Origin of the sequence: Streptomyces sp. NBC_01476, from assembly GCF_036227265.1 — a bacterium.
GTDB lineage: Bacteria > Actinomycetota > Actinomycetes > Streptomycetales > Streptomycetaceae > Actinacidiphila.
In genome coordinates, this window is record NZ_CP109446.1 from 7,262,530 (window position 1) to 7,289,314 (window position 26,785).

Genomic DNA, 26,785 nt, shown 5'->3' on the forward strand with positions numbered 1-26,785 from the left:
GGTGCACGCCGGCGGTGTCCCGCTGTCTCGGATGTCTCAGAAGAAGCTGAGAAGTTGGCGTGGAAGGCTGCGATCTCCTTGCGAGCGGCTACGGGCGACTGTCCGCGGGCACGCTGCGCACGCCTTCTTCCCTGGAGCAACGCCCATGAGCCTTACGCACATCGACGGTCTGCCGGCGCACATCCTCTTCGTGCACTTCGTGGTGGTGCTGGTGCCGCTGACGGCCCTGGCCGCGGTGGTCTGCGCGGTCCAGCCCCGGTACGCCCGGCGCCTGGGGCTGGTGCTTCCACTGCTGGGGCTGGTGACACTGGGCCTGGTCCCCGTCACCACCCACGCCGGGGAGTGGCTGGAGTCCCGGGTCGGCGACGACCCGCTGGTGCGCAAGCACACGGAGCTGGGCGACGGTCTGCTGCCCTGGGCGATCGGTCTGTTCCTGATGACGCTCGCGGTCTGGTGGCTGGGCCGTCGTCCGGTGCGGTCCGCGACGGCGGCAGACGGATCCCCGGCCGGCCGCGGCTGGTGGAGCTCGCCGACCGTGCTGCGCACGACGGCCGTGGTCGTGGCCGTCGTCGTCTCCGCCGGCGCCGTGGTGGATGTCTACCGCATCGGTGAGTCCGGCGCGAAGGCGGCCTGGCACGGCACCTACGACAAGTCCGCGAGCGGCGGGCGCCGCTGACCGCGTCCGCCGGCGCGGACATGACGGTACGTCAGGTGGCGCGCGGCAGGGTGACGGTGAACACGGTGCCCCCAGGGCGGCTGCGCACCTCGGCGGTGCCGCCGTGGGCGGTGGCCACCGCGGTGACGATCGCGAGGCCCAGGCCGGCGCCGTGTTTCCCGGGCCCCGGCCGGGTGTGGTCGGCGCGGGCGAAGCGCTCGAAGACGGTGGGGAGGATGTCCTTTGGGATGCCGGGGCCGTCATCCCCGACCACGAGCCGGACGACTGCCCCGTCCTGCCGGAGCCGTACGGTGACACGGGTGCCGGGCGGGGTGTGCACGCGGGCGTTCGCCAGCAGGTTCCCGGTGATCTGCTGCAGTCGCAGCGGGTCCCCCGTCATCGTGATCGGGGCTTCCGGCAGATCGAGGACCCAGCGGTGGCCGGGACCCGCGGCGCGTGCGTCGTCGACCGCGTCCAGGACCAGCCGGGTGAGGTCGACCGGCTCGCGGGCCAGCGGCCGGCCGGCGTCGAGGCGGGCGAGCAGCAGCAGGTCGTCGACCATGCCGCCCATCCGCGCCGACTCGGCCGCGATCCGCTCCAGCGCGCGCGACACCCCGGACGGCACCGGGTCCGGGTGGAGCCTGGCCAGTTCGGCGTGGCCGCGGATGGACGCGACGGGGGTGCGCAGTTCGTGGCTGGCGTCGGCGGCGAAGCGGCGCAGCCGTTCCTCGCTGGAGTGCCGCTTGCCCAGCGCGCTCTCCACGTGGCCCAGCATCCGGTTGAGGGCGATGCCGACCTGGCCGACCTCGGTCCGCGGGTCGGTGTCCGGGACCCTGTCGGGCAGTGCCACCTCGCCGCTGGCCAGCGGGAGCGCGGTCACCGAGGCCGCGGTGGCCGCGACCCGGCGCAGCGGCCGGAGCGACCACCTCACCCAGAACGCCCCCGCCGCCCCCGCGACCAGCAGCGCGCCGCCGAAGACGGCGCCCTCCACGGCGATCAGCCGGGTCACCGCGCCCTCCACGCCGCTGAGCGGCAGCCCGGTCACCAGCACGTCCCCGTCGTCCCCGGCGACCGCCTTCACCCGGTAGTCGTCCAGGGCCGACAGCTCCAGTTTGTGGCTGTGCCCGTCGACGGGGACCGCGGCGATGGCCGCCTTGTCGGCGGCCGTCAGCGTCACGGAGGTGTCCGCTCCCGACCGCACGACGCCGGCCGCCGTGACCTCCCCCCGCAGCAGCCGGGCGCCGAACGTGCCGGGTACCTGGCGGCGGGTGTCCACATGGTCGTTGTCCGCGTCGGGTTCCCCGGGCCCGCGGTGTTCCAGGCTGGCCGGGAAGGTGCCGCCGGCCTGGGTGAGCTGCTGGTCCAGCCGCTCGGTGAGGAAGGAGCGCAGCGTGATGACGGCCGCGATGCCCACCGCGGCGCAGCTCAGCGCGAGCAGCACCACCAGGCCGCAGGTGAGCCGGGCCCGCAGCGTGTGCGGCAGCAGCCGCCTCACCGCGGCACGGCCTTCAGTACGTAGCCGGCCCCCCGCACGGTGTGGATCATCGGCTCCCGGCCGGCGTCGATCTTCCGGCGCAGATAGCTGATGTAGAGCTCCACCACATGGGCCTGGCCGCCGAAGTCGTAGGACCACACCTGCTCCAGGATCTGCGCCTTGCTCAGCACCCGGCGCGGGTTGCGCATGAGGTACCGGAGGAGTTCGAACTCCGTCGGTGACAGGTCGATCGCCTCCCCGCCGCGGCTGACCTCCCGCGCGTCCTCGTCGACCGTGAGATCACCGACCACGAGCAGCGCCGTGTCGCCCCGCGCCCGTGTCATCCCGGCCCGGCGCAGCAGGCCGCGCAGCCGGGCGAGCACCTCCTCCAGGCTGAACGGCTTGGTGACGTAGTCGTCCCCGCCGGCCGTGATGCCCGCGATCCGGTCCTCCACCGAGTCCCGTGCGGTGAGGAAGAGCACGCACACATCGGGCCGGGCCGCGCGCAGGCCGCGCAGCGCCGCCAGCCCGTTACCGTCGGGCAGCATGATGTCGAGGACCACCGCGTCCGGCTCGAAGTCCCGCGCCTGGGCGAGCGCGGAGGAGACATCGCCCGCGGTGCGCACCTGCCAGCCCTCGTAGCGCAGCACCCCGGCGAGCACCTCCGTCAGATCGGGCTCGTCGTCGACCACGAGGACCCGGACCGGGGAGCCGTCCGGCCGGGTCAGGGGCGCGGGCTGAGCGCGCGGTGCGGTGTCCATGGTCACTCCAGCATCTCTCAGCCACGGGGTGGCGCGGCGCTGAGGTTCCTCTGAATCGGCTGTGAGCCTTCCGCGGAACCACCGACTCAGAGCTGGTTGAGAGGTTCCACCCGCACAGTGGCCGTGCAGGACGAAGGAAAGGATGTCCGATGACCACCACATACGGCCCGCGCCAGGCACGGCACGCGGTGGTACCCACCGGAGCGCGCTCCCCGGCCGCACTGGTGCTCTTTGTCTGCTGGGCAGGGGCGGCCGTGGTCCTGGCGCTGTGGTGGCAGGACACCGGCGCCGTGGTCGGCACCGCGGACTGGCTCATCGGCGCCGGCCGGATCGCCGGCCTGCTCAGCGGCTACGGCTGCGCGCTGCTGGTCGGCCTGATGGCGCGGATCCCGGTCCTGGAACGGGGGGTGGGCAGTGACCGGGTGGCCCGCTGGCACGCCGCACTCGGCCGCTACACGGTGTGCCTGCTGATCGCGCACGTCACGCTGATCCTGTGGGGTTACGCGGTGCAGGCCCGTACCGGCGTGGCCGGCGAAGCCTCGACCGTCGTCCTGACCTACCCCGAGATGCTCAAGGGCACGATCGGCGGGCTGCTGCTGCTCGCCGTCGGAGCCGTCTCCGCGCGGGCGGTACGCCGCAAGGTCCGCTACGAGACCTGGTACTACCTGCACCTGCTCACCTACCTGGCGGTGTTCCTCGCCTTCTGGCACCAGCTCGCCCTCGGCGCGGACTTCGCCGCCCACCCACTGGCACGCGGCTTCTGGTACGCGCTCTACGGGGCGGCGGCGGCAGCGGTGCTGTGGTACCGGGTCACGGCGCCGCTGCGGCTGAACCTGCGGCACCGCTTCCGGGTGGCGCAGGTGGTCCAGGAGACGCCCGAGGTGGTGTCGGTGATCGTGCGCGGTGAGCGACTGCCGGAACTGGCGGCCCGCTCCGGCCAGTTCCTGCGGTGGCGCTTCCTGGCCCCCGGGCTGTGGTGGACGGCGAGCCCGTACTCGCTGTCCACCGCGCCGCGGCCCGACCTGCTGCGCATCACCGTCAAGGCGGTGGGCGGCCACAGCGCGGCGCTGGCCCGGCTGCGGCCCGGCACCCGGATCTGGGCCGAGGGACCGTACGGCGCCCTGACCGCCGACCGCCGGACCCGCCAGAAGGTGCTGCTGCTCGCGGGCGGGGTCGGTGTGACGCCGTTGCGCGCCCTGTTCGAGTCCCTGCCGGCGCAGCCGGGCGACCTCACGATGATCTACCGGGCCCGCACCCCGGACGACCTGGCGCTGCGCGGCGAACTGGAGTCGATAGCCCGCTCCCGCGGTGCCCGCCTCCACTACCTGCTCAACCAGGCCGACGGCCGCGGCCCACGGCTCACCGCGGACCTCCTGCGCGCCGCCGTACCGGACGTCGCCCGGCACGACGTCTACCTGTGCGGACCGCCCGGCATGGCACGGGCGTCCTACGAGGCGCTGCGCTCCGCGGGCGTGCCGGGCCGCCACATCCACCACGAGTCGTTCGAACTGTGAGACGCCCGTGAACAGTCTTTCCGGCCGCCCGCTGCGCCGAGTCCTGCTCAGCACCCTGACGACCGTCACCGGCGTGCTGCTCCTGCTCAGCCTCAAGCCGCACACGACGGGAGGCGCGGACAGCGCCGCCGCCCGCCCGGCGGCCCCCCCGCCCGCCCCGTCCGCCTCCGCGACCTCCCCGGCGACCTCCCCGGCCGCCGGCGGCGCGACGGGGACCCGCACCGTGGAGGGCGACACCGTCCAGACCCGCTACGGACCCGTACGGCTCCGCGTCACCCTGCAGGGCAGCAGGATCACCGCCGTGTCCGCCGTCCAGGTACCGGACGGCAGCCCCCGCGACCAGGAGATCACCGGCTTCGCCGTGCCCCAGCTCACGCAGGAGGCGCTGTCCGCGCAGAGCGCGCGGATCGACACCGTCTCCGGGGCGACCTACACCAGCGAGGGCTACATCCAGTCCCTGCAGAGCGCCCTGGACAAGGCCGGTGGCTGACACCGGCCCCCGGCTGCGCCGGGTCGAGCACACCATGGGCACGGTCTTCTCCTTCGATGTGCGCGGTGCCGCCCCGCGCACCGCCGCCGCCCTGGACGCCGCGGCCGCCTGGCTGCACCACGTGGACGAGGTCTTCTCGACCTACCGGCCCGGGAGCCAGATCAGCCGGCTGGCGGCCGGGACCCTGGCGCTGTCCGCGTGCTCACCGGAGGTGGGGGAGGTACTCCGCCTCTGCGAAGCCGCCGAGCGCCGCAGCGGCGGCTGGTTCAGCGCCGGGTACGCGGGCGGCTTCGACCCCACCGGGCTGGTCAAGGGGTGGGCGGTGCAGCGGGCGGCCGCGATGGTCTCCGCGGCCGGTCCCGAGGCGGTGTGCGTCAACGGCGGCGGCGACATCCAGGTGCACGGCGGGCCGTGGCGCATCGGCGTGAGCGATCCGCTGCGCCGGGGCGGACTGGTGACCGTGGTGCACGCCGACGGAGAACTGGCCGTCGCCACCTCGGGTCCCGCCGAACGCGGCTGCCACATCCTCGACCCCCGCACCGGCCGGCCTCCGGCCGCCGCACTGGCCTCCCTCACCGTGATCTGCCGCGGCCTGACCGACGCCGACACGTACGCCACCGCCGGCTACGCCATGGGCGACCGGGCCCGCACCTGGCTGGAGTCCCTGCCCGGCACGCGTTCCCTCGCCATCGCGGCCGACGGCACCTCGTGGAGCACCGGCGGGCTCCGGCAGGGGCAGGCAGCGGAGCGGTGATCCGCGGGGAGGCGCGTACACGCGGGCCGGCTCGTACTTCTAGGGCTGGTGGCTGTCGTCGGGTGTGGGGCGGGGCGCGTTCCGCAGGGATGACGGTGCGAGGGGGGACTGGACCGTGGAGGTCGGCGGCGGCGTGCGCGTCGGGGTCGGGGTGGCGACGGCCGGGCCGGCCGGGGCCCCAGGGATCTGGGACGGGACTGCCCGGGTGGGCCGGGGACGCTGGGGCGGCCCGGAGGACGTCGGAGTGGCCGAAGGTGCCGAAGGGGCCGTTACGGGCGGCGGGGCGAGCGGGGCGGCCGGAGTCGCCGGGGCCGCGGGATCCTGAGGGGACGTCAGGCGGAGCGGCAGCGCGATCAGGGCGGCGACGGCACACGTCAGGCCGACCCCGGCCGCGGTACGCAGCAGCCGGCGCCGGGCGGATCTGCGGCGGATCGACCGGTACGTGCCGGGGGGCGGGCCGAAGTACTCGGGGGTGGGCCGCAGGATGACGGCCAGCGGGTCGTCGGATGTGAAGTCCGGACCGTCTTCAGCGTGTGTGATCAAGACTTCTCCTCAGATGGGCGCGGAGCAGCTCGCGGGCGGTGTGCAGGTCCGACATGACGGTGCCTTCCTTGCGCCCGGTCAGCAGGGACACCTCGCGGATCGGCATGTCGGCGTAGTAGTGCAGCAGGATCGGGACGCGCAGCCGTTCCGGCAGCGACTGCACGAGCATGCGGACCGACGGGTCGGGCTGCTCGGTCTGCGGGCGGACGGCGGTTTCCGCGGTGACCCGGTGGACCGTTCTCCGTTCGCGCTCCAGCTTGCGCCAGTGGTCCCGGACGAGGTTGGCCGCGGTGACGTAGAGGAATCCCTGGGGCTCCGCCACGGCTGTCCAGCGGGCCCACAGCCGGGTGAACGCCTCCGAGGCGATCTCGTGGGCCGTCTCGTCGTCGACGAGACGGCGGCACCAGCCGGCGAGGCGCGGATAGACGGCGGCGAAGAGCTCGGAGGCCGCCTTCTCACGGGACCGTTTCAACGCTCTCCATGGTTGCGATGCGCGGGTGGGGAAGGATCCGGGCCGCCGGTGTGCGTCCGCCGGCCCGGGATCCTGTGGCGCGGGTCAGGGGCTCGCCGGCGTCAGCGCGGCGAAGACGATCACGTTGTCGAGGTAGCCGTCACCGGTACGGGGGCCGCCGCAGGTGATGAGCCGCAGCTCCGGACGGTCCACCTCCCCGTAGACCGCGTCCGTCGGGAAGGCGGCCTTGGCGACCGTCCGAACCGTGGTGACGGTGAACACCGCCGCCGTGCCGTTCGCCAGGCGGGCCACGATCCGGTCGCCCCGGCGCAGCTCCGCCAGGTGACGGAAGACCCCGTCCCCGTAGGCGCCGACCGTGACATGGGCGAGGATCACCGAAGGACCGGTCTGGCCGGGTGTCGGCGAGTACCGGTACCAGCCCGCCCGGTCGTGTGCGGTGACCGGGGGGACCTGCACGCTGCCGTCCGGGGCCAGCCCCAGTCGTATGACCGGGGTGTCGACCCCGATGGCCGGGATCCGCAGGCCGACCGGGACGGAACGCGCCAGCGGACGTGCCGTGTTCGCGGACGGCCGCGAGGACGGGGTCGTCGCGGTCCGGGCGGGGGCGGTCGTGGTCCGGCCGCTCCGGCCCGCCGGGTCCGCCCCGTCGGCCCGGCCCGCCTGGTGGGCGCCGCAGCTCACGAGCAGCAAGGCCACCGCCACGGCGGCCGGCGCGCGCCTGACGGACGGGATCATGCCCCGGCCGACCGCCGGCGACGTACGAGCAGGACCGCCGCGCCCCCGGCGGCCACGAGGGCGGCGGCGCCCCCGCCGATCAGTCCGCCGTCGGCTCCGGACCGCGTCGCCGTGGGCGCCACACCGGTGTCGGGCGCTCCCTTCGGCACGACGGCGACCCCACCGGGAACCGCGGTCGGTGCCGGCGCCTGGGCCGGTGCACGCGTCGGCGCCGGGGTCGGGGTCGCCAGCCGCGTCGGGGCGGCGCTCGGCACCGGGGTCGGGGTCGTCCCGTCGGCGAACGCGGGCACGGCGCCCGCGAGCACGGCGGTGCACGCGAGTGCCGTGACGCTGAGGATGGTTCGGCGCATGTTTCGCTCTCTCTCGTCGACCCGCCCGCGCTCTTGCCCGGCGGGCTGGGTTGTGGATCGACAGGAGAGACGAGGGAGCGGCAGAACGAATTGTAAAGAGCAAGCAAAGCCCCCGAAGCCGCGGTGCGCTGCCCGGAGCGCGGGAACGAAGCGTCCGCCACCGCCCCACTCCCCGGCAGCTCCCCGGTGGCACGCCCGCGCACGGTGCGCGGGCGTGCCACCGAGATGGTGAACGGCGTCCGCAGGCACGGTGCGCGGGCGTCCCGCGGCGGGGTGCGCGGGCGTCCACCTGCACGGTGCACAGCGTCCGCTGGCGTGGTGCGCGGGCGCCCACCGGCACGGAGCACGGCGTCCAACGGCGCGACGCAGAGTCCACCGGCATGGCGCGCGGGTGCTCACTGGCGCGGGACACGGCGCCACCGGTCCTCCGCGCGGGCGCCCCGGCGCGGCCGGCGGTTGGCGCCGCGCTGAGGACGGTCGGTATGCGCCTGCGGGCTCTACGCACGCGATCATGGTGGGCGACAGGCCGGTCGCCGCGACCGAGCGGCTGAGCGTAAATAGGAGATATGCCGAATTTCCCCCGCCGACCTGGACCGTCGCCTCCGCCGGAGGCCCCGGCCCCGGCCCCGGTCACGCGCCGGCGCGGTCGGCCGCGGCGGCGGGGTGAGGGCCTTCGGGCGCTGCTGAGCCCCCGCAGCGTGGTCGGGAAGCTGTTCATCCTCCAGCTGGTCATCGTCCTGCTGCTGGCGGCCGGCGCCCTCGGCATCCTCGTCCTCACCGTCGAGCACGCGAACACCCGCGACGCGGAACACCGCTCGCTCGCCGTCGCCCAGGGGTTCGCGCACGCCCCGGGGATCGCCGCGGCGATGAAGTCCCGCGACCCCACGGCGGCACTGCAGCCCCTGGCCCAGCAGGCGGCCGGCGAGGCGGGCGTGGACTACATCGGCGTCGTCAACCGGGAGGGCATCCGCTACACCGCGTCCACTCCGGCGCTCATCGGCAAACGCAGCCCGGTGAACATGGCACCGCTGCTGGCCGGAGAGACCGTTCAGAGCAAGGATGTCGGCGACCTCGGCCCCCGGGTGCGGGCGGACGTCCCGATCCGGGACACGGACGGCAGGATCCTCGGCGCGGTGGGTGCAGGAGTCCGGATCAGCAGCATCACCGCGTCGGCCAACCGGCAGATGCCGTTGCTGCTGCTCGTGACCGGCGCCGCGGTGGTGCTCTCCACCGGCGGCACGGCGCTGCTGAGCCGGCGGCTGCTCCGGCAGACCCACGGCATGGGGCCGGCCGAGATCACCCGCATGTACGAGCACCACGACGCCGTACTGCACGCCGCACGCGAAGGCGTGCTCATCCTCGACCGGAACCGCTCGCTCGTCCTGGCCAACGACGAGGCCCGGCGGCTGCTGGACCTGCCGCCGGAGGTGGAGGGCCGCGACATCCACGACCTGGGCCTCCCGCCGGACATCGCCGAGCTGCTGGCCTCCGGCCGGGAGGCCGACGACGAGGTGCTGCCGGTCGGAAACCGGGTGCTCGCGGTGAACCAGCGGCTCATCGAACGGTACGGCGGCCCGCGCGGCTGCGTGGTGACCCTGCGTGACTCCACCGAACTCCAGCGGATCTCCGGCAAGGCCCAGGCGGCCCAGGGGCGCCTCAAGGTGCTCTACGACGCGAGCCTCGGCGTCGGCACCACGCTCGACGTGACCCGCACCGCGGAAGAGATCGCCGAAGCGGCCGTGCCGAGCTTCGCCGAGTTCGCCACCGTCGACCTGGTCGAGGGCATCCTGCGCGGCGAGGAGCCGGTGGGCACCGAGCGGGTGCTGCGCCGCGTGGCCATCTCCGGCGTCCAGCCCGACCCGCCGCTGTTCGGCACCGGCGACACGGTGCACCTGCACGCGCAGGGCCCGCAGATGAGGAGCCTGGCCGCCGGCCTCGCCGTGTGGGAGAGCGATTTGAGCGACGCCGCCGGCTGGTCGGAGCAGGACCCCGAGCGGGCCGGGCGGGTGGTCGACTACGGCATTCACTCCCTGATCAGCGCCCCGCTGCAGGCCAGGGGAGTGGTCCTGGGAGTGGCGACCTTCTGGCGCTCGCAGACTGCGGAGCCGTTCGAGGAGGAAGACCTGGCGCTCGCCGAGGAACTCGCCAGCCGGGCCGCGCTGAGCATCGACAACGCCCGCCGCTACACCCGCGAGCACGCGATGGCCGTCACCTTGCAGCGCAGCCTGCTGCCGGGCAGCCTGCCCGAGCAGAACGCGCTGGAGGTCGCCTACCGCTACCTCCCCGCGCGGGAGAGCGTCGGCGGGGACTGGTTCGACGTGATCCCGCTGCCGGGCGCGCGGGTGGCGCTGGTGGTCGGCGATGTCGTCGGGCACGGTCTGCACGCGGCGGCCACCATGGGCCGGCTGCGTACCGCCGTGCACAACTTCTCCTCCATGGACCTGCCGCCGGACGAGATCCTGGGCCGCCTCGACGAGCTGGCGGACCGTATCGACCGCAGCGAGGACACCGAGGGCTACCCGGACGCGGTGATCGGCGCGACCTGCCTGTACGCGATCTACGATCCGGTGGGCCGGCGCTGCAGCATCGCGCGGGCCGGCCACCTGCCGCCGGTGCTCGTACACCCCGACGGCGAGGTGGAGTTCCTCGAACTGGAGGCAGGGCCGCCGCTGGGGGCCGGCGGCTCCGTGTACGTGACGACCGAGGTGGACGTGCCCGAGGGCAGCACGCTGGTGCTCTACACCGACGGCCTGGTGGAGGACCGCAGCCGGGACATCGACGAGGGGCTGGGACTGCTGCGGGCCGCGCTGCACGGGGTGGCCGGCGACCCCGAGCAGACCTGCGCCGCGGTACTCGACGCGATACTGCCGGAACACCCCGGCGACGACATCGCCCTCCTTGTCGCGCGGACGCGGATGCTGCCGTCGGACCAGGTCTGCAGCTGGGAGGTGCCGCCCGATCCGGCGGCGGTGGGCGCCGTACGCGCCGCGGTCGCCGACCGGCTGGCCGCCTGGAACCTGGAGGAGACCAGCTTCATGACCGAGCTGATCCTCAGCGAGCTGGTCACCAACGCCATCCGGTACGCCACCGCGCCCATCGGGGTGCGGCTGCTGCTCGACCGGCAGCTGATCTGCGAGGTCTCCGACGGCAGCAGCACCTCCCCGCACCTGCGCTACGCGACCAGCACGGACGAGGGCGGCCGCGGTCTGTTCCTGGTCGACCAGGTAGCCGACCGCTGGGGCACCCGCTACACCTCCGAGGGCAAGGTCATCTGGTCCGAGCAGCCCCTTCCCCATGACTTCCGCCCCCCGCAGGAGGAGGCCGAGGCCGACTCGTAGCCCCACGGGCGGCCACCCAGGAGCGCCTCGGGCCCGGGCGGAGCGGGTCCTGCCCGGGACGGTCGAGATCGCCGCCGACATCACCATCCATCTCGCACGCCGGCGCCGCGACCCGGCAAACCCATCGGTCAGGCCCGGATGAAGGGTTTGTCGTACGGGGCGCTGTTCCGCGCGGCGATGACCTGTTCTGCGACGGGCCCGATCGGTACGCGCAGCGGAACCACGGGCAGTTCCACGAGGTCCGCCAGAGCCGCGGCGACCTCCTCCGGGCTGCTCATCAGGTCCGCAGGGATGCTCCGCCCCGCGAACAGGGCCGCGTACGGGTCGTCGGGCAGGGTGTAGGCGGTCATGTCGTCCAGCGCGCCGGAGCTGATCGGACCCGGCTCGGCGAGGGTGACGTCGATGCCGAAGCCGGCGAGTTCGATCGCCAGGGTCTCCCCGAAGGCTTCGAGGGCCCACTTCGAGGCCGTGTAGGCGGCGGTGCCCGGCTGTACGACCCGGCCGGACGCGCTGGAGACGTAGAGCAGGCGGCCTTTGCCGCGCCGGCGCATGTGCGGCAGGACGGCCTGGGTGACGCGGATCGCGCCGACGGTGTTCTGCGCGTAGAGGCGCTCGATCTCCGCGGTGGGGCTCGCCTCGACGGCGCCGCTGAAGATGACGCCGGCGTTGGAGACGAGGGTGTCGATCTCGCCCGCCTGCGCGACGGCGGCGTCGACACTCGCCTGGTCGGTGACGTCGAGACGCAGCCGCTCGGCCACATCAAGGCCGTCCAGGGCGCGCGGGTCGCGGGCGGTGGCGACGACGCGGTGACCGCGCTTGGCCAGTTCGACGGCGGTGGCCCGGCCGACACCCTTGGACGCGCCGGTGATCAGGATCGAGGACATGGGTTTCCAGCTCCTTGTTCACTGAGGGGGCTCACCGGGTGCGAGCGCCGCCTGGCCATAAGTTCGTTTCCCGAACTGGCAGCGGCTCTCAAGCTAGCACGGTGAGTCGGAAAAGCGAATCGACTGGTCCCGGGGGTGCCCCGCTGCTACGTCGTCACCGACCCGCTCGTGATCGCCGGCGGGCGCTCAAGAGCACCCAGGCCGATGCCAATGCCGCGCGAACCCCAACCGGCCACTCCGCGTGCGTCGGGCCGGCGCCACGACACATCCGCGCTCACCACGCGGGCCGGCCTCGCTCCCGCGCGTCGCGGTCAGGCGTTGCCGTAGACGCGATCCGGCCGCACCAGCACGGCGGCGCGGCGGTCCGCGGCCATGGTCCTGTCGTACGCGTCCCAGTTGTCATGCGTGCCGCCCGCCGCGACGAAGATCTCGCGGAGGAGCAGCCGAACGCGCTCCGCGTCGAATGCCCGATGCGGGTCGTCCGGTCCGATGAGCTCGGCCGCTCCTTCAACTGTCGCCCACTTCCAGCCGGATCGCACGGCAACGGCGAGCCGGGGGCGGACCCTGAGATTGGCCAGCTTGACCTTGCCGTAGGTCACGAACGCCACGATGTCCGCACCCGCGACGGGATGGCCCATGACCGCGAGATTGACCACGGACGACTGGATGCTCAGGTCGGCGCGCAAGGTCGACACCACACCGAGGCCCTGCTGCGAGCGGGCGAGATCCGCGAAGTCGTTCAGCGTTGCCATTCCGGGCTCCAGCCTGATCCGGTCGAGCGGCTTGTTCAGGAGATACGCAGCTGCGGGGTGGCGTGGCGTTCGCCCCACTGCCGCAGCGCGGTGAGGACGGGGGCGATCTCCTTGCCCGCGGCGGTGAGAAGGTACTCGTCGCGGGGCGGGTGCTCCGAGTACTGGCGGCGCTCGATGAGGCCGGCGTCCTCAAGTTTGCGCAGGCGCAGCGCGAGGGTCTCGCGGGGGGCGCCGGTGTTGGTCTGGATGTCGTTGAACCGGTGCACGCCGAAGCCCAGCTCGCGCAGGACGAGCAGGGTCCAGCGCTCGCCGACGACACCGAGCGCGTCGGCGATGGAGCAGACCCGGGGGGCTCCCGGATTGGTGGGTTCGCTGTCCTGACTCACGCAGCCATGGTAAGCGAGGCGACGCGTTGGCACATCGTACGGACGGTCCGTCGCGCGAGAAGGCCGAACGTGTGCACCCGGTCGAACGCCTGTCTACGCTTGAAAGTGGTCAAAGCCCACCAAACAGGCGGGCGGCGACAAGGAGGCGAACGCGTGATGGCGAAGATCCTTTTCATAGTGAGCGGAGCGACGTACTGGGTGCTCAAGGACGGCACCAGGTACGCGACCGGTTACTGGGCCGAAGAGTTTGCGAACCCGTACAAAATGCTCACGGACGCTGGTCACGAGGTCGTGGTCGCGACGCCGGGCGGCGTGGTCCCCAACGTCGACATGATGAGCCTGCGCCCCTCGATGGCGGGCGGTGAGGACGCCGCCCTCGAACTGGAGGCCGTCATCCGTGACGCGGAGGTGATGCGGCGCCCGCTCCAGCTGTCGGACGTCCGCCTGGAGGACTACGACGGGGTGTATCTCCCCGGTGGCCACGGACCGATGGCGGACCTGGCGTTCGACGCCGACGTCGGCCGGCTGCTGACCGAGCAGCTCGCCTCGGGCAACCCGCTGGCGATCGTGTGCCACGCCCCGTCCGCGATGCTCGCCACCAGGATCCACGGTGTGTCGCCCTTCAAGGGCTACAAGGTCACCGGCTTCACCAATGAGGAAGAGGAAGGCGTCGGGCTTGCCTCCCGGGCGACCTGGCTGCTGGAGACGGACCTCAAGGAGAAGGTCGGCGTCGACTTCAGCCGCGGCCCGGTCTGGGAGCCCTACATGGTGGAGGACCGCAACCTCGTCACCGGGCAGAACCCCCACTCGGCGGCGGTCCTGGGGGAGCGGTTGCTGAAGATCCTCGCGTGAGGAACCGCCCGCCCGGCTTCGACGGCCCGGCGGGCCCGCCCCCGCGACGCTCCCTGCCGCGTCGTACGAGCGCGGCCGGCCCGAGTTGGCAGGCCGGCGGCACGAACTCGGCGACCGTGGACGACACTTGCGCTGCGGCGCGACCTGGTGTTCCAGCCGTGGACCGCGGCCTTCTGCCGCTGGTCCACCAATAGGCGCCTGCCCGGCAGGCTCAGGGATAGAGGCCGGCCCGGAAGGTGAACGAGACCAGTTGCGCTCGATCACGTGCGCCGACCTTCGTCATGGCCCGCACGGCGTGGGTCTTCACGGTGAACGGCGAGACGTGCAACTGGGCCGCGATCTCGTCGTTGCCGAGACCGCTCGCAACGAGCACGATCACGTCCCGCTCCCGGGGCGTCAGAGCGTCGAAGCGCCGCAGCAGCTCCTGGTCGATCACCGGCGGCGGACTGTCGGTCATGTGACCGATGAGCGCGGCCGTCGCGGCGGCGGACAGCGCACCACCACCGCCCATGACCTCGGCGATCCCGGCGACGAGTTCAGCGGGGCTCACGGTCTTGCTCAGGAAACCGTTGGCGCCCGCGCGCAGGGCGGCGAGAACGATGTCGTCGTGGTCGAACGTGGTCAGCACGATCACCCGCAGCTTCTCGGGCGGGTGCTCCTCGCGGATCCGGCGGGTGGCTTCGACCCCGTCGATGCCGGGCATCCGGATGTCCATCAGGACCAGGTCGACGGGGTGGGCCCGGAGGAAGGGGACGGCCTGGAGTCCGTCGGAGAGATCACCCGCGACGATGAGGCCCGGGTCGAGCAGAAGCATCGCCCGGATGCCGGCCCGCACGTCGTCCTGGTCGTCGACGATCAGAATGCGCGTCATCGCAGGACGGCTCCCAGAGGGCTGAACTCCGCACGGACCCGGAATCGCCCGCCGTCGCGGTCGATCGTCAGCCGCCCGCTGGAGGACTCGACGCGTTCGCGCATCCCCACGAGTCCGAGTCCGCTGCCCGGGCCGGAGCCGCGCAGCGCACGACCGACGGGATTCTCCACGGTGACGCAGATCCTGCCGTCGCGCTCGCGCACCTCCACCGTCGCTTTCCCCTCTCCATGCCGGTAGGCATTCGTCAGTGCTTCCTGGACGACCCGGTAGACCGTCACGCCGACGCTGGGCTCCACGAAAACCGTGGGGATGTCGATGGAGGGCCGGACGTCGAGGCCGATGCTCTCGAACGAGGCGACGAGTCCTTCCAGGCCGCTCAGCGCCGGGACCGGCCGGAGCGCCTCGTCGTCGGAGATGTCGTCCTCGCGGCGCAGCAGCGCGAGGATCCGTTGCGTCTCGACGACGACGGTGCGGGCGCTGGACCTGGCGGAGACGAGGGCCTGCCGGGACGATTCTGAGCCCTCGGGAAGTCCGATCTCGGCAGCGCCGAGATGCAGGCTCAGCATCGCGACCTGGTGGCCGATGACGTCATGGAGGTCCCGGGCGATGCGGAGCCGTTCTTCGGTCACGCGCCGGGTGGCTTCGATCTCGCGGGTGGCGATGGCGCTCTCGGCCCGTTCCTCCAGAATCCACCAGTGGTCCCGGTGGATGCGGAGCGCGCCCCCGGTCGCACCTCCCGCGATGGCCGAGAAGAGGGCGGCGGCGCCCACGACCGCGCCACCACGGAACCCCCCTACGGTCATGAACGCTCCCAGGAGGGCCGCCGCCACGACCACGGTTCCGGCAAGCGCTCGCTTTCCTCTCAAGGTGACCGAGAACAGCACGAGCACCGCCATCATCCACACCGACAGGGGGTCCTGGCCCACCGCGGTGACGGCGAAGGACGCCCCGCTCGTCACGACCAGCCCTGCCCACGGCTTCCACCAGGACAGGGCGACACCGCCACCGGCGAGCAGTACGGACAGGACCGTCGGCCAGTCCGATCCCCGCACTGTCACGGCCACGATCTGGCCGGCGAACACCAGCGCGGCCACCGCGTAGGCGACGCGGTGCAGCACCTCGGGGCGGCGGACCCACAGGGGCGCCGCCGGCCCGTCCTGATCGTTCTGTGCGCTGACCATGACCTGATTCTCGTTCGCCCGTGCCGCGGGCGTGTACTTCGAATGGTGTAGACGGCGAACCCTCGTCGACCGGCGAAGGCCGGAGAACTACTTCGTTCGAAGTACGCGGTCCTGCCCGGGGAGCCCGAGACTCCTCAGCGGGGCAACCGCCTCACACCATCACGCAGGGACACCCCATGACTCAGACCACCATAACTTCGACCACGACCGCGACCACGACGACGCCCTCCGGGCTCCGATCGCTCTACCTGATCCGCGTCGTCTTCTCCCTGATCTGGGTGGCACTCGTCGTCACGACCTCCGGCTCGCTCGACTCGCCGGACACACCCACGGTGATCGCGGCAGTACTGCTCGTCATCTACCCCCTGTGGGACAGCGTCGCCACGCTCCTCGAACGCCGTATGGCCGGGACCGGTGTCGGCACCGGTACCGGCACCGGTTCGGCGGACCGTGTCTCCGCCGTCAACACCGTTCTCGGCCTGGCCGCCACCATCGGGATGGTCGCCGCCGTCTTCTCCACCATCGGCAAGGCCCTCCTTGTGTTCGGCATCTGGGCCCTGCTGTCCGGAGCGATCCAGCTTGTCGTGGCGATCCGGCGCCGGCGCACCGTCGGCGCCCAGTGGCCCATGATCATCAGCGGCGGGCTGTCCGTCGTCGCCGGTGCGTCCTTCGCCGCCACGTCCGACTCGGCGACGAGCGGGCTCTCCACCATCGCCGGATACTCGGCCTTCGGTGCCTTCTGGTTCCTCGTCTCCGCCGTCGCCCTGAGCGTGCGCGGCCGACGCGGCCACTGACCGCGGTCCGTGGTGCGGGAGGACTCAGACACACCCGCGGGCACCCGACGGCCGAGCCCGTCGGGTGCCCGCGGTGAGTCAGAGTCCCCAGGACGTGGCGGAGGCGGTCGCGGCCGGATGCGTTGATGGTGGACAGGGAGATGGAGGTTCCGCTGCCGTTGATGTTCTGGATGCGGTAGGTGTCGTTGGGCCATACGCCTGGCCGGTGGACGGTGCTGATCCCGAGGGTGCGATCACCGGCATCGGCGGCTTCTTCGGCGACGTCGGCCAGACGTACGTGGCGCAGATCCCGCTGCCGCTGATCCTCTTCGTGATCGTCGCGATCGCCGCCTGGTTCTTCCTGGAACGCACCTACGCGGGCCGTCAGGTGTACGCGGTCGGCGGCAACGCGGAGGCGGCCCGGCCGGCCGGTATCCGCGGTGACCGGCGGATCGTGTCGATGTACGTCGTCAGCTCGCTGCTGTCGGCGTTCGCCGGGATCATGGTGCTCGGCCGGATGGGTGTCGGCTCGGCCAGCGGTGTCGGTGTCGGCTGGGAGCTGTCCGCGATCGCCGCGGCCGTCATCGGCGGGGTGAGCCTGGTCGGCGGGCAGGGCCGCATCGTCGGCATCGTGGCGGGCACCGTCCTGCTCGAACTGATCAACAACGGCCTGACCACCCTGCAGATCAACTCCAACTACACCAACATCGTGCTCGGTTGCGTCCTCGGCCTGGCCATCACCGCGGACCGGCTGCGCGCCAGAAGCGTCGCCCGCCGCGCTTGAGCCGGCACACCGGCCGTCCGCGCGGGTCACTCCTCCGTGGGGCCGAGGGCAGGGGCGTCGCGCAGGTCGACCGTGGTGCGGGCGGTCGCGTGCAGTTCGAGTACGACGACGTCGTTGCCGCCCTGGCGGAGCACAGGTCCTGGCACGTAGAGGCGTTGCTGCGGGCCGCGGGACCAGTAGCGGCCCAGCGCGAAGCCGTTGACCCAGGCGCAGCCCTTGGTCCAGCCGGACAGGTCCAGGTAGGTGTCGGCGGGTTCGGTCACCTCGAAGGTGCCGCGGTGGAAAGCGGGGCCCACGCCGGGGCCGGCGGCCGGGAGGTAGCGCAGGCCCCCGAGGTCGTCGAGCGGCAGCGGGCGGCTGCGCCAGCCGCCGTTCAGCGGGGAGCCGTTGACGGTGACCGGTCCGACCAGGCCCTTGCGGTCGTGGATGCCCTGACCGTAGTTGACCCGGCCCTGGTTCTCCACCAGCACGGTGAGGTCGGCGCCGCCGGCCGGCACGGTGAAGGTGAGGGTGTGCTCGTGGTTCTCCCGCTCCAGCACGCCGACCGGCTGGCCGCCGAGGAAGACCTGGGCGCGGTCGCGCACACCGGGTGCGTGCAGCAGCGCCGGGCCGGGGGTGTCGAGCCGCGCCTGGTAGAGCACGAAGCCGAAGTCCTGGCCCAGTTCCTCCATGGTCAGTGGCCGCTCGTCCGCCACGGCGGCGCCCAGGACGTCGAGGCCGTCGAACAGCGGTGCCCGCTCGGTCAGTTCGACGCCCAGCAGGTTGAGCTTCTTCGACGGTTCGGGCAGCGGGTCGTCCGGCACCGGTTCGTACCGGGCTATGACTTCGCGGAAGGCGGCGAACTTCGCGGTGGGGTCGCCTGCTTCGTCCAGCGGCGCGTCGTAGTCGTAGGAGGTCACGGTGGGCCGGTAGGTGTGTTTGTCGTTGGCGCCGTTGGTGAAGCCGAAGTTGGTGCCGCCGTGGAACATGTAGAGGTTGACGCTCGCGCCCGCCGCCAGCATCGTGTCCAGCTCGGCGGCGGCGTCGGCCGCGGGACGGACCACGTGCACACCGCCCCAGCGGTCGAACCAGCCGTTCCAGAACTCGGCGCACATCAGAGGCCCTTCGGGCTGGTGCTCGCGCAGCGCGGCCAGGTTCCGGGCCGCGCCGCTGCCGAAGTTCACGGTGCTCAGTACGCCGGGGATGCTGCCCCGGGCGAGGTCCGTTGGCTGGTCGCAGGTGAACAGCGGTACGTCCACGCCGCGTTCGCGCAGCGCCGCGTGCAGATGGGCGAGGTGGGCGGCGCCGTCGTCGGTGGCACCCTGGTTGTAGGCCCCGAACTCGTTCTCCACCTGCACCGCAAGCACCGGCCCGCCCCGCGTACCCAGATACGGCAGTACGCGGGGCACCAGCTCGTCGAAGTAGCCGTCGGCCGCGGCCAGATAGCGCGGGTCGGTGCTGCGCAGCTGGATGCCGGGCTCGGCGAGCAGCCAGGACGGCAGCCCGCCGCCCTCCCACTCGGCGCAGATGTACGGGCCGGGCCGCAGCAGGACGTGCAGGCCCTCGTCCCGCGCCAGCTCGATGAAGGCGGTCAGGTCGAGTGCGCCGTCCCACCGCCAGCGGTCCGGCCGCGGCTGGTGGAGGTTCCACGGGATGTAGGTGTCCACCGTGTTCAGGCCCAGCAGCCGGGCCTTGCGCAGCCGGTCCCGCCACTGGCCGGGATGCACACGGAAGTAGTGCAGACCGCCGGAGATGATGCGGAACGGCTCTCCGTCGAGACGGAAGCCGGCTTGGTCGATACGCAAAGCGGGCATGGAGTGGTGGTCCTCTACGTCAGGCCGGAACGCAAGATCGATGTTTGCGCAACCATCTGTCACTGTGAGTCTGACTAGGGGTTTCTGAAGTGTCAAGACGCTGGAGCGGAAGAGCCGATGGGCGCCGGCCGGCCTCGGCGGCTTCCCCGGCGGCGGACCCCGGCCGGGAGCCGCCGGGGCGGTCAGCGACCGGCGCGGGGCGCGGTGCTGGCGCGGGTCACCAGCCGGGTCGGAACGAGAGTGGTGCCCTTCTCCGCGGTGTCATTGCGGATCTGCCGCAGCACCCCTTCCACGCAGCGCCGCCCGACTTCCGGGAAGTCCTGGTGGACCGTGGTGAGCGGCGGGATGAAGGAGGCGGCCTCGGGGATGTCGTCGAAGCCGACCACGCTGACGTCCTCCGGGACCCTGCGCCCGCCGTCGTGCAGGGCGCGCAGCACCCCCAGGGCCATCTGGTCGTTGGCGACGAAGACCGCGGTGCAGGAGCGGTCGGCGGCGATCTGCCGGCCGGCCAGGTAGCCGGACTCCGCCGACCAGTCGCCGCGCAGCGGTTCGGGCACCTCGCACCCGGCCTCGGTGAGCACCGAGCGCCAGGTGTCCACCCGCCGCTCGGCGGAGAACGAGCCTTCGGGCCCGGCGACGTGCCAGACGGTCTCGTGGCCGAGGTCGAGCAGGTGCCGCACCGCGGCCCTGGCGCCCCCGGCCTGGTCGGTGTCGACCACGCAGTAGCGGTCTCCGGCGTTGGAATCGACCACGACCACCTGGGCGTTCGGCGGCAGCGACACCATCGCTGCGTCGAGCAGGTGCACCTCCATGAGGAGTACGACACCGTCGACGGCGAGTTCACCGAGCCGGGTGAAGGCGCCACGCACCTCGTCCTGCGACGGGACGGTCACCGGCATCAGCGTGGTGGCGTAGCCCTCCTGGGCGGCCGACAGGGCGACCGCCTCCAGCGTGCGCATGTTGCCGGTGGTCGACATGTTGAAGAGGATCACGCCGAGCGTGCGGAATTCACCGCGCTTCAGCGCGCGGGCCGCGCTGTTGGGGCGGTAGCCCAGTTCCTTCATCGCGGCGAGCACCTGCTGCCGGGTCGACTCCACCACCCCGGGAAAGCCGTTCGACACGCGGGAGACCGTCTGCGCGGACACCCCCGCCAGTTGTGCCACATCCGCCATCGACGCGCCGCGCCTGCGCCGTCCGGGAGCGCCCGCACCCTCAGGACGCGCTCCGTCGTCGTCCCGGCCGGCATCTGCAATGTTCTCCACCGGAGTCGCGCACCTCACTGCCACGGGTGTCGGCCGTGTGCCCGGCCACTGGTCACCAGAAGTCTAGGCTCTGCGGCCGTCTTGCGGCGGCTCCGCCGGAGACATATGTTTACGTAACCATGGTGGCTGTGGTGCGCTGCCACCAGCCCGATTCCCCGGGTGGGCCGGTAGTGCCTCTGCTGACCCACCCGGTCCGGGGGAAGCGCCGGCCACGTACCGGGGAGCGGCGGGGGCCCGGCCGTTCTTCCGGGGCCCCCACCACCCGCCCGTGCGGGGCGTCAACTGACGCTGAAGCCCTGCTGCTTGCCGTACTTCACCGAGGCGTCCTGCCAGGATTTGAGACCGCTGGTCAGGGTTGTGGCGGAGACGTACGCCTTGCCGACGGTGTCGTTGAAGATCGAGTTGGCGTAGACCTGGAAGGGCAGGTAGGACCAGCCGCGCAGCACGTTCTTGGCGGACTGCGAGAAGATCTTGTTGGCCTGCTGGCCGCCGAAGTACGGGAACGCGGTGTTCAGGAACGCGGGGGAGTTCAGGTCCGCGGTCGTCGCCGGGAAGGCGCCGCCCTTGATGCGGGTCTGCACACCGGCGCCCTGGTCGGCGTACTGCAGGAAGGCGTACGCGAGTTCCTTGTTCTTGCTCGCCTGCATCACCGCGAGCGAACTGCCGCCGTTCTCGGCGCTGGCCTGCGCGCCGGCCTGCCACTGCGGCAGCGGGGCGACCCGCCAGTCACCGGAGGCGGCGGCCACCCCCGAGGTGAAGTTGGCCGGCATCCAAGCGCCGGTGGTCAGCGTGGCGATGGTGCCGTCGGCCAGGCCCTTGTACCACTGGTCGGTCCAGCCGGTCACGGGGGACAGCAGGTGCCCGGAGACCAGTTGCTGCCAGACCTTGGTGTAAGCGGCGGTGCCCTGGTCGCTGCCGAAGTCGACCGAGACCTTCGTGCCGTCGACCGTGTAGGGCTTGCCGCCGGCCTGCCATATCAGGCTGGTGGTCATGCCGGCGTCCCCGGTGTCGCTGGTGATGTACGCCTTCGGATCGGCCTGGTGCAGCTTGCGGGCGTCGTCCAGATACTGGTCCCAGGTGGTGGGCACCGGGATCTTGTACTTGTCGAAGACCTTCTTGTTGTAGAACAGCGCCATCGGGCCGGAGTCCATCGGCAGCCCGTAGACACCGCCGTTGACGTTCACCGAGTTCCACGGACCGGGCGAGTAGGTCTTGGCCAGGCTCTTGGCACCGTACGGGCTGAGGTCCGCGACCGACTTGCCGAGGGCGAACTGGCCCAGCGCGTAGTACTCGATCTGCGCCACGTCCGGCACACCCTTGCCGGCCTGTACGGCGTTCTGCAGCGCGGTGTACTGGTCGTTGCCGGTACCGGCGTTGATCAACTTCACATGGACCTTGGGGTACTTGGTCTGGAAGTCGGCGACAACCTGCTTGAGGGTCGGCTCCCACGCCCACACCGTGATGTCGCCGCCCTTGGCCAGCGCCGACTGGACCGCGTTCGCACCGGACGTCTTGCTGCCCGAGCCGGAGTCGGAACCCCCGGAAGAGCCGCATGCCGTCAGCCCGAGGGCGGCGGTGGCGAGCACCGCGACACCCTGCGCCCAACGGCGAACCACTGTGTTCGTCATCTCATTCCACTCCGTTGTACGTGATGTTCTGCGGAGCCGGCCCTGCCGCGGCACAAACGTGTGCCGGGGAGAGGACCAGCGGGGGGACGTGGCGGCGCCGGACGGCGCCGGTGATCACTCCTTGACGCTGCCGGCGGCGAGCCCCGACTGCCAGTAGCGCTGGAGCAGCAGGAAGGCCGCGATCAGCGGCACGATGGTCAGCAGCGACCCGGTGATCACCAGGTTGAAGACCGGCTCACCGCCGACGGTGCGGGCCTGGGCGTTCCAGGAGTTGATCCCGAGGGTGAGCGGGTACCAGTCCGGGTTCTTGATCATGATCAGTGGCAGGAAGTAGTTGTTCCAGGTCGCCACCATCGTGAAGAGCAGCACCGTGACGATGCCGGGCGCCAGCAGGGGCAGGCTGATCCGGAAGAAGGTGCGCAGCTCCCCGGAGCCGTCCACCCGGGCCGCTTCCAGCAGTTCGACGGGGATGGCCTCGGTCGCGAAGACCCACATCAAGTACAGGCCGAACGGCGAGATCAGCGAGGGGATGATCACCGCCCATGGGGTGTCGGTCAGGCCCATCTTGCTGAACATCAGGAACGTCGGCACCGCGAGTGCCGCGCCGGGGACGGCGACCGCGCCGATGACCACCGCGAAGACCGCGCGCTTGCCGGCGAAGTCGAACTTCGCCAGCCCGTAGCCGCCCAGCACCGCCAGGAGGGTCGCCCCGCCGGCGCCCACCACCACGTACAGCAGTGTGTTCAGCAACCAGCGCACGAAGATGTGGTCGTTGTAGGTGAAGGTCTCCCTGATGTTGTCCCACAGCGCGAAGTGGCCGCTGAACCACAGGCCGAAGGAGTCCAGCAGATGGGGCTGCGTCTTGCACGCGTTGATGAAGAGCCAGGCCAGCGGCACCAGGGTGTAGAGCACCACGATGCCGGTCAGTACGGTCAGCAGGACGCTGCGACGCGGCCGGCCGGCGGCGGTGCGGCGGCGGCGCGCCGGGCGCCGGGTGCGGGGCGCGGGGCGGGTCCTGAGCCGGGGCGGCCGGGTGTGCGCGCCGTCGGTGACATTGGTGGCCACGGCTCAGACCTCCTTGCGCATGCCGCGCAACTGGACGACGTAGGCGACGATCATCGTGACGACCCCCATGACGATCGCGACCGTCGCTGCGTAGTTGTGCTGCTGGCCGGCGAAGGAGAGCGAGTAGGTGTAGAGGTTCGGGGTGAAGTAGGTCGTAATGGCGTTGGGCGCCAGCGACTTGAGGATGCTGGGCTCGTTGAAGAGCTGGAAGCTGCCGATGATCGAGAAGATCGTGGCGATGACCAGCGCACCGCGGATCGCCGGGATCTTGATCGCCGCGATGATCCGCCACTGTCCCGCGCCGTCGATCTCCGCGGCCTCGTAGAGCGACTGCGGGATCACCCGCAGCGCCGCGTAGAAGATCAGCATGTTGTAGCCGACGAACTCCCAGGTGACGATGTTGCCGATGCTGGCGAGCACCAGGTGCGGGGAGAGCGGGTCGGGCAGGGTGACGTTGAAGTGGTCGTCGATGTTGGCGACCAGGCCGAACTGCTTGCCGTACATGAAGCCCCACATCAAGGTGGCCACCACCGCGGGCACCGCGTAGGGCAGGAAGATCGAGATGCGGAAGAAGTCCCGGCCGTACAGCCGCCCGCTGTCCAGCGCCAGCGCCACCAGCAGCGCGATGCCCAGCATGATCGGCACCTGGACCACCAGGAACAGGCCCACCCGGCCGGTACCGGACCAGAACTCGTGGTCCTGGAACGCCTGCTGGTAGTTGTCGAAGCCGACGAAGTGGTTGCCGCCGATCAACTGGTCCCGGTACAGGCTCAGATAGACCGAGTACGCGATCGGCGCGAGGAAGACCAGCGCGAAGACGATCAGGAAGGGCCCCACGAAGCCCCAGCCGATCCATCGCCGCCCGCTGCCGCGCCTTCGGGGCGGAGCGGCGCGACCCGCCGCTGACGGGGGCGAGATGACAGCCATGACCGATCCCCTGACGTCGCTGTTCCGACCTTCGCCGCGGTTCGGGCGACGAGGGTGATGATTACGCAACCATGGCGATCCCGAGGAGTGTGGCCGCCATGGACGTTTACGCAAACATTGATTAACGTGATGCTTACATTGCAGGTCGGTGGGCGTCAAGGGTTGTGCCCAGGTTCCAGCTGGCCGCCGGACGTGGGGGCGAGAGGGGCGGGGCGTGGAGGAAGCAGTGCAGGGCCCAGCGGTCGGTTCGGCGCCCGCGCCGGCCGAGGGCGCGATGGCCCGGCGCAGGCGGCGGGGCGCCTCCATGGCCGACGTCGCCCAGCTCGCCGGCGTCTCGTCGCAGACCGTCTCCCGCGTCTCCAACGGGCACCCGGGGGTGGTCGCCGGCACCCGCGAGCGGGTGCTGGCCGCGATGAAGCAGCTCGGCTACCGGCCGAACAGTGCCGCGCGGGCGCTCAAGCGCGGCGAGTTCCGCACGCTGGGCGTCATCTTGTTCACCCTGTCCACCACCGGCAACGTCCGCACGCTGGAAGCGATCGCCGCCAGCGCGGCACAGCAGGGCTACGCGATCACCCTCCAGCCGGTGGCCGTGCCGACCCAGACCGGGGTACGTGGTGCCTTCACCCGGCTCGGTGAACTCGCCGTCGACGGGATCATCGTGATCATGGAGGTGCACCTGCTGGACGCCGCTACGATCTCGCTGCCGCCGCACGTGCAGGTCGTGGTCGTCGACTCCGACGCCGGCGACCACTACAGCGTGGTCGACACCGACCAGGTCGGCGGTGCCCACCTGGCGGTACGTCACCTGCTCGACCTCGGCCACGCCACCGTCCGGCACCTCGCCGGACCCGAGGACTCCTTCGCCGCGCAGCGCCGGGAGCGGGCCTGGCGTGATGCGCTGGAGGCGGCCGGCCGCACCGCCCCGCCGCCGGTCCGCGGCGACTGGACGGCCGAGTCCGGCTACCGGGCGGGGCTGGGGCTGGCCGAAGACCCCGCGTGCACCGCGGTATTCGCCGCCAACGACCAGATGGCGCTGGGACTGCTGCGCGCCCTGCACGAACGCGGGCGCCGGGTGCCGCACGACGTCAGCGTGGTCGGCTTCGACGACATCCCCGAGGCGGCCTCCTTCGTACCGCCGCTGACCACCGTCCACCAGGACTTCGCCGAGGTCGGCCGCCGCTGCGTCGAGGGCGTGCTGCGGCAGATCGCCGAGCAGGCGCCGGAGCCGGGCACGGTGCTGGTGCCGACCAGGCTCACGCTACGGGCCAGCACGGCGCCGCCGGCGGGTGGCTGACGAGGCGCGGGCCTTTCCCTTTTGTGCCTCGTGCGTCGTGCCTCGTGCCTCGCCGGACCGGGTCAGGATCCGGACCCGGTCAGGACTGGTCCTCGGCGCGGGGGGCTCCGCGCTGGTGGGCCGGGCCGGTGCCTTCGTCATCGGAGCGGGACCGCTTCCTCCGGCGGGCGGTCTTCTCGTCCGCGGGCGACTCCGTGGCCCCACCGGGAGTCGACTCCGGATCGGCCGCCTTCATCTCCTCGTCTTCGACGGGTCCCGTCGCCCCGCCGGTTTTCGCTCCGCCCCGGGCCGGCATCTCCTCGCGGCCACTTGCGGATGCGGCTTGGCGACGGCCCTCGTAGGGCGGAACGGCTTTTCCCTCGGTGTCGATGCTGTCGGGTCGCTCGTTCTTCATGCCCTTCTCCTTCGCTCATCCGGATGGGCGCAGACGCTTCAGGCGACTGAAGATTCTCGCAGGCGCCACGGCCGTCTTCTCGCCTCTCCTTCCAGCGAAATACGGGTGGTTCCGGCTGTCAAATCGCTTGCTCCGCAAGGGTGCTGCGAAGGCCAGGGTGCATCGAAAGGTGGCCGGATCGGGTGCGACGCCTTTTTTCTTCACGGTGCGGACGGCCTCGGGACGAATGGACGGCAGGGCGGAGACGCTGAAGACCGCCGGCTGCGGAAGGGACCGGATATCCGTCGCGGAATGGCTCCGTGGCGGATACCCCGGGAGTCGGGATTTCCGTAATTCCGGTCAGCGTATCTCCGGATGCGGACTCTCTTTGCGGGAGGGAGCATGACGGGGTGTGACGGATGTGCGCCCGGACGCCGTGTGCGCTGGGCCGGTCCTGAGGCGGACCCCGCCCGGCAATCGACAAGAACCCATCTTCCGTAGGAGTGGACCCCATGGCCAGAGCGTCGCGCAAGGATGACGAAATCAGGGAAGAACCGCAGGAGGAGCGGGGCGCGAAGGGGTCGCGGGACACCGGGTCCGACAAGCCGTCCGCCGGCCCGGCGCGCCGCGCCGCGGGGACCGCGGACGAGGAGTCCGACACCTCGATCATGCCGCAGAAGTCCACCGACCCGGACGCGCCCGACCTTCAGTCCGGCGGGAACTGAGAGACCGCCCGGGGCGTCGACTCGACGAGCCGGCCGACCGCGGCTGCGGAGAGGGCGCTGCCCGCCGCACTCGCGGAGTTCGTCCAGGTGGGGGCCTGCGTCGGGACCATCCGGTCGACGACCCCCTGCGCGGCGGAGCAGGAGGGCGA

27 protein-coding genes are annotated in these 26,785 nt (G+C 71.9%); 10 read left to right on the forward strand and 17 right to left on the reverse strand.

The window, feature by feature from the left end:
- Positions 1-145 precede the first annotated feature (145 nt).
- Positions 146-676 (forward strand): DUF2231 domain-containing protein, encoded by a 531-nt coding sequence (locus OG552_RS31595; RefSeq protein WP_329138763.1) that lies wholly within the window; start codon positions 146-148, stop codon positions 674-676.
- Between the two features lie 31 nt (positions 677-707).
- On the opposite strand, the gene OG552_RS31600 is transcribed toward OG552_RS31595, so the two are convergent.
- Both OG552_RS31600 and OG552_RS31605 read right to left on the reverse strand, forming a co-directional pair.
- Positions 708-2,150 (reverse strand): sensor histidine kinase, encoded by a 1,443-nt coding sequence (locus OG552_RS31600; protein WP_329138765.1) that lies wholly within the window; start codon positions 2,148-2,150, stop codon positions 708-710.
- Complete coding sequence (locus OG552_RS31605) at positions 2,147-2,890, reverse strand: response regulator transcription factor (protein WP_329138767.1); 744 nt, start codon at positions 2,888-2,890, stop codon at positions 2,147-2,149. The genes OG552_RS31600 and OG552_RS31605 overlap by 4 nt, the downstream gene beginning before the upstream one ends.
- A gap of 149 nt (positions 2,891-3,039) precedes the next feature.
- On the opposite strand from OG552_RS31605, the gene OG552_RS31610 reads away from it, so the two are divergent.
- The 3 genes from OG552_RS31610 to OG552_RS31620 are packed head-to-tail and all read left to right on the forward strand — an operon-like array spanning position 3,040 to position 5,648.
- Positions 3,040-4,404 (forward strand): ferredoxin reductase family protein, encoded by a 1,365-nt coding sequence (locus OG552_RS31610; protein WP_329138769.1) that lies wholly within the window; start codon positions 3,040-3,042, stop codon positions 4,402-4,404.
- Positions 4,405-4,411: 7 nt separating this feature from the next.
- The gene (locus OG552_RS31615; RefSeq protein ID WP_329138771.1) at positions 4,412-4,894 is read left to right on the forward strand and encodes an FMN-binding protein; all 483 of its coding nucleotides are present in this window, start codon (positions 4,412-4,414) and stop codon (positions 4,892-4,894) included.
- A gap of 34 nt (positions 4,895-4,928) precedes the next feature.
- Complete coding sequence (locus tag OG552_RS31620) at positions 4,929-5,648, forward strand: FAD:protein FMN transferase (RefSeq protein WP_329141295.1); 720 nt, start codon at positions 4,929-4,931, stop codon at positions 5,646-5,648.
- A gap of 39 nt (positions 5,649-5,687) precedes the next feature.
- Here OG552_RS31620 and OG552_RS31625 read toward each other — a convergent pair whose 3' ends face one another.
- The 4 genes from OG552_RS31625 to OG552_RS31640 all read right to left on the reverse strand — a co-directional run bounded on the left by OG552_RS31625 (position 5,688) and on the right by OG552_RS31640 (position 7,748).
- Entirely contained in the window at positions 5,688-6,191 is a 504-nt protein-coding gene (locus tag OG552_RS31625) for a hypothetical protein (protein WP_329138773.1), read from the reverse strand.
- Entirely contained in the window at positions 6,175-6,663 is a 489-nt protein-coding gene (locus OG552_RS31630) for an RNA polymerase sigma factor (RefSeq protein ID WP_329138775.1), read from the reverse strand. The genes OG552_RS31625 and OG552_RS31630 overlap by 17 nt, the downstream gene beginning before the upstream one ends.
- An 84-nt stretch (positions 6,664-6,747) precedes the next feature.
- Positions 6,748-7,398 carry a class F sortase gene (locus OG552_RS31635; RefSeq protein WP_329138777.1) on the reverse strand — a complete coding sequence of 217 codons (651 nt, stop codon included), beginning with the start codon at positions 7,396-7,398 and terminating at the stop codon, positions 6,748-6,750.
- On the reverse strand, positions 7,395-7,748 hold the full coding sequence (locus tag OG552_RS31640; RefSeq protein WP_329138779.1) for a sortase-dependent protein: 354 nt from the start codon (positions 7,746-7,748) through the stop codon (positions 7,395-7,397). Before OG552_RS31640 ends, OG552_RS31635 begins: the two co-directional genes overlap by 4 nt.
- Before the next feature lie 566 nt (positions 7,749-8,314).
- Here OG552_RS31640 and OG552_RS31645 point away from each other — a divergent pair.
- The gene (locus OG552_RS31645; protein WP_443071091.1) at positions 8,315-11,086 is read left to right on the forward strand and encodes a SpoIIE family protein phosphatase; all 2,772 of its coding nucleotides are present in this window, start codon (positions 8,315-8,317) and stop codon (positions 11,084-11,086) included.
- 128 nt (positions 11,087-11,214) lie between these two features.
- Here OG552_RS31645 and OG552_RS31650 read toward each other — a convergent pair whose 3' ends face one another.
- From OG552_RS31650 to OG552_RS31660, 3 genes are all read right to left on the reverse strand, one after another.
- On the reverse strand, positions 11,215-11,970 hold the full coding sequence (locus OG552_RS31650; protein ID WP_329138783.1) for an SDR family oxidoreductase: 756 nt from the start codon (positions 11,968-11,970) through the stop codon (positions 11,215-11,217).
- Between the two features lie 311 nt (positions 11,971-12,281).
- Positions 12,282-12,722, reverse strand: a complete 441-nt coding sequence (locus OG552_RS31655; protein ID WP_329138785.1) for a TIGR03618 family F420-dependent PPOX class oxidoreductase — start codon at positions 12,720-12,722, stop codon at positions 12,282-12,284.
- Positions 12,723-12,757: 35 nt separating this feature from the next.
- The gene (locus tag OG552_RS31660; RefSeq protein WP_329138788.1) at positions 12,758-13,108 is read right to left on the reverse strand and encodes a winged helix-turn-helix transcriptional regulator; all 351 of its coding nucleotides are present in this window, start codon (positions 13,106-13,108) and stop codon (positions 12,758-12,760) included.
- A gap of 156 nt (positions 13,109-13,264) precedes the next feature.
- On the opposite strand from OG552_RS31660, the gene OG552_RS31665 reads away from it, so the two are divergent.
- Positions 13,265-13,960, forward strand: a complete 696-nt coding sequence (locus OG552_RS31665; RefSeq protein WP_329138790.1) for a type 1 glutamine amidotransferase domain-containing protein — start codon at positions 13,265-13,267, stop codon at positions 13,958-13,960.
- 211 nt (positions 13,961-14,171) lie between these two features.
- On the opposite strand, the gene OG552_RS31670 is transcribed toward OG552_RS31665, so the two are convergent.
- Together OG552_RS31670 and OG552_RS31675 are read right to left on the reverse strand one after the other, a co-directional pair.
- Positions 14,172-14,831: a response regulator transcription factor gene (locus OG552_RS31670; RefSeq protein WP_329138791.1), complete on the reverse strand. Its 660-nt coding sequence runs from the start codon at positions 14,829-14,831 to the stop codon at positions 14,172-14,174.
- Positions 14,828-16,012: a sensor histidine kinase gene (locus tag OG552_RS31675; protein WP_329138792.1), complete on the reverse strand. Its 1,185-nt coding sequence runs from the start codon at positions 16,010-16,012 to the stop codon at positions 14,828-14,830. Before OG552_RS31675 ends, OG552_RS31670 begins: the two co-directional genes overlap by 4 nt.
- Before the next feature lie 176 nt (positions 16,013-16,188).
- Between OG552_RS31675 and OG552_RS31680 the strand changes: the two genes are divergently transcribed.
- Both OG552_RS31680 and OG552_RS31685 read left to right on the forward strand, forming a co-directional pair.
- Entirely contained in the window at positions 16,189-16,806 is a 618-nt protein-coding gene (locus OG552_RS31680) for a DUF308 domain-containing protein (protein WP_329138794.1), read from the forward strand.
- Between the two features lie 205 nt (positions 16,807-17,011).
- Entirely contained in the window at positions 17,012-17,569 is a 558-nt protein-coding gene (locus OG552_RS31685) for an ABC transporter permease (RefSeq protein ID WP_329138796.1), read from the forward strand.
- 26 nt (positions 17,570-17,595) lie between these two features.
- Here the strand turns inward: OG552_RS31685 and OG552_RS31690 are convergent, their stop codons facing one another.
- The 5 genes from OG552_RS31690 to OG552_RS31710 all read right to left on the reverse strand — a co-directional run bounded on the left by OG552_RS31690 (position 17,596) and on the right by OG552_RS31710 (position 24,244).
- Positions 17,596-19,362: a glycoside hydrolase family 35 protein gene (locus tag OG552_RS31690; protein ID WP_329138798.1), complete on the reverse strand. Its 1,767-nt coding sequence runs from the start codon at positions 19,360-19,362 to the stop codon at positions 17,596-17,598.
- 182 nt (positions 19,363-19,544) lie between these two features.
- Positions 19,545-20,534, reverse strand: coding sequence for a LacI family DNA-binding transcriptional regulator (locus OG552_RS31695; RefSeq protein WP_329141297.1), 990 nt, complete (start codon positions 20,532-20,534; stop codon positions 19,545-19,547).
- Positions 20,535-20,902: 368 nt separating this feature from the next.
- On the reverse strand, positions 20,903-22,252 hold the full coding sequence (locus OG552_RS31700) for an ABC transporter substrate-binding protein (RefSeq protein ID WP_329138799.1): 1,350 nt from the start codon (positions 22,250-22,252) through the stop codon (positions 20,903-20,905).
- Between the two features lie 114 nt (positions 22,253-22,366).
- Positions 22,367-23,317, reverse strand: a complete 951-nt coding sequence (locus tag OG552_RS31705; protein ID WP_329138801.1) for a carbohydrate ABC transporter permease — start codon at positions 23,315-23,317, stop codon at positions 22,367-22,369.
- 3 nt (positions 23,318-23,320) lie between these two features.
- A complete protein-coding gene (locus OG552_RS31710; RefSeq protein WP_329138803.1) occupies positions 23,321-24,244 on the reverse strand; it encodes a carbohydrate ABC transporter permease in 924 nt (307 codons plus the stop codon).
- Positions 24,245-24,518: 274 nt separating this feature from the next.
- Between OG552_RS31710 and OG552_RS31715 the strand changes: the two genes are divergently transcribed.
- Positions 24,519-25,538, forward strand: a complete 1,020-nt coding sequence (locus OG552_RS31715; RefSeq protein WP_329141299.1) for a LacI family DNA-binding transcriptional regulator — start codon at positions 24,519-24,521, stop codon at positions 25,536-25,538.
- A gap of 79 nt (positions 25,539-25,617) precedes the next feature.
- Here OG552_RS31715 and OG552_RS31720 read toward each other — a convergent pair whose 3' ends face one another.
- Complete coding sequence (locus OG552_RS31720; protein ID WP_329138804.1) at positions 25,618-25,932, reverse strand: hypothetical protein; 315 nt, start codon at positions 25,930-25,932, stop codon at positions 25,618-25,620.
- A 491-nt stretch (positions 25,933-26,423) separates the two neighbouring features.
- Between OG552_RS31720 and OG552_RS31725 the strand changes: the two genes are divergently transcribed.
- The gene (locus OG552_RS31725; protein WP_329138807.1) at positions 26,424-26,636 is read left to right on the forward strand and encodes a hypothetical protein; all 213 of its coding nucleotides are present in this window, start codon (positions 26,424-26,426) and stop codon (positions 26,634-26,636) included.
- The last annotated feature ends 149 nt before the right edge of the window (positions 26,637-26,785 follow it).

Bases quoted from the DNA above. Each gene is read 5' to 3' on its own strand.
- OG552_RS31595 (WP_329138763.1), top strand. From the start codon at position 146: ATGAGCCTTACGCACATCGACGGTCTGCCGGCGCACATCCTCTTCGTG.
- OG552_RS31605 (WP_329138767.1), bottom strand. From the start codon at position 2,890: ATGGACACCGCACCGCGCGCTCAGCCCGCGCCCCTGACCCGGCCGGAC.
- OG552_RS31610 (WP_329138769.1), top strand. From the start codon at position 3,040: ATGACCACCACATACGGCCCGCGCCAGGCACGGCACGCGGTGGTACCC.
- OG552_RS31620 (WP_329141295.1), top strand. From the start codon at position 4,929: ATGGGCACGGTCTTCTCCTTCGATGTGCGCGGTGCCGCCCCGCGCACC.
- OG552_RS31635 (WP_329138777.1), bottom strand. From the start codon at position 7,398: ATGATCCCGTCCGTCAGGCGCGCGCCGGCCGCCGTGGCGGTGGCCTTG.
- OG552_RS31640 (WP_329138779.1), bottom strand. From the start codon at position 7,748: ATGCGCCGAACCATCCTCAGCGTCACGGCACTCGCGTGCACCGCCGTG.
- OG552_RS31645 (WP_443071091.1), top strand. From the start codon at position 8,315: ATGCCGAATTTCCCCCGCCGACCTGGACCGTCGCCTCCGCCGGAGGCC.
- OG552_RS31650 (WP_329138783.1), bottom strand. From the start codon at position 11,970: ATGTCCTCGATCCTGATCACCGGCGCGTCCAAGGGTGTCGGCCGGGCC.
- OG552_RS31655 (WP_329138785.1), bottom strand. From the start codon at position 12,722: ATGGCAACGCTGAACGACTTCGCGGATCTCGCCCGCTCGCAGCAGGGC.
- OG552_RS31665 (WP_329138790.1), top strand. From the start codon at position 13,265: ATGGCGAAGATCCTTTTCATAGTGAGCGGAGCGACGTACTGGGTGCTC.
- OG552_RS31670 (WP_329138791.1), bottom strand. From the start codon at position 14,831: ATGACGCGCATTCTGATCGTCGACGACCAGGACGACGTGCGGGCCGGC.
- OG552_RS31675 (WP_329138792.1), bottom strand. From the start codon at position 16,012: ATGGTCAGCGCACAGAACGATCAGGACGGGCCGGCGGCGCCCCTGTGG.
- OG552_RS31680 (WP_329138794.1), top strand. From the start codon at position 16,189: ATGACTCAGACCACCATAACTTCGACCACGACCGCGACCACGACGACG.
- OG552_RS31690 (WP_329138798.1), bottom strand. From the start codon at position 19,362: ATGCCCGCTTTGCGTATCGACCAAGCCGGCTTCCGTCTCGACGGAGAG.
- OG552_RS31695 (WP_329141297.1), bottom strand. From the start codon at position 20,534: ATGGCGGATGTGGCACAACTGGCGGGGGTGTCCGCGCAGACGGTCTCC.
- OG552_RS31700 (WP_329138799.1), bottom strand. From the start codon at position 22,252: ATGACGAACACAGTGGTTCGCCGTTGGGCGCAGGGTGTCGCGGTGCTC.
- OG552_RS31710 (WP_329138803.1), bottom strand. From the start codon at position 24,244: ATGGCTGTCATCTCGCCCCCGTCAGCGGCGGGTCGCGCCGCTCCGCCC.
- OG552_RS31715 (WP_329141299.1), top strand. From the start codon at position 24,519: ATGGCCCGGCGCAGGCGGCGGGGCGCCTCCATGGCCGACGTCGCCCAG.
- OG552_RS31720 (WP_329138804.1), bottom strand. From the start codon at position 25,932: ATGAAGAACGAGCGACCCGACAGCATCGACACCGAGGGAAAAGCCGTT.
- OG552_RS31725 (WP_329138807.1), top strand. From the start codon at position 26,424: ATGGCCAGAGCGTCGCGCAAGGATGACGAAATCAGGGAAGAACCGCAG.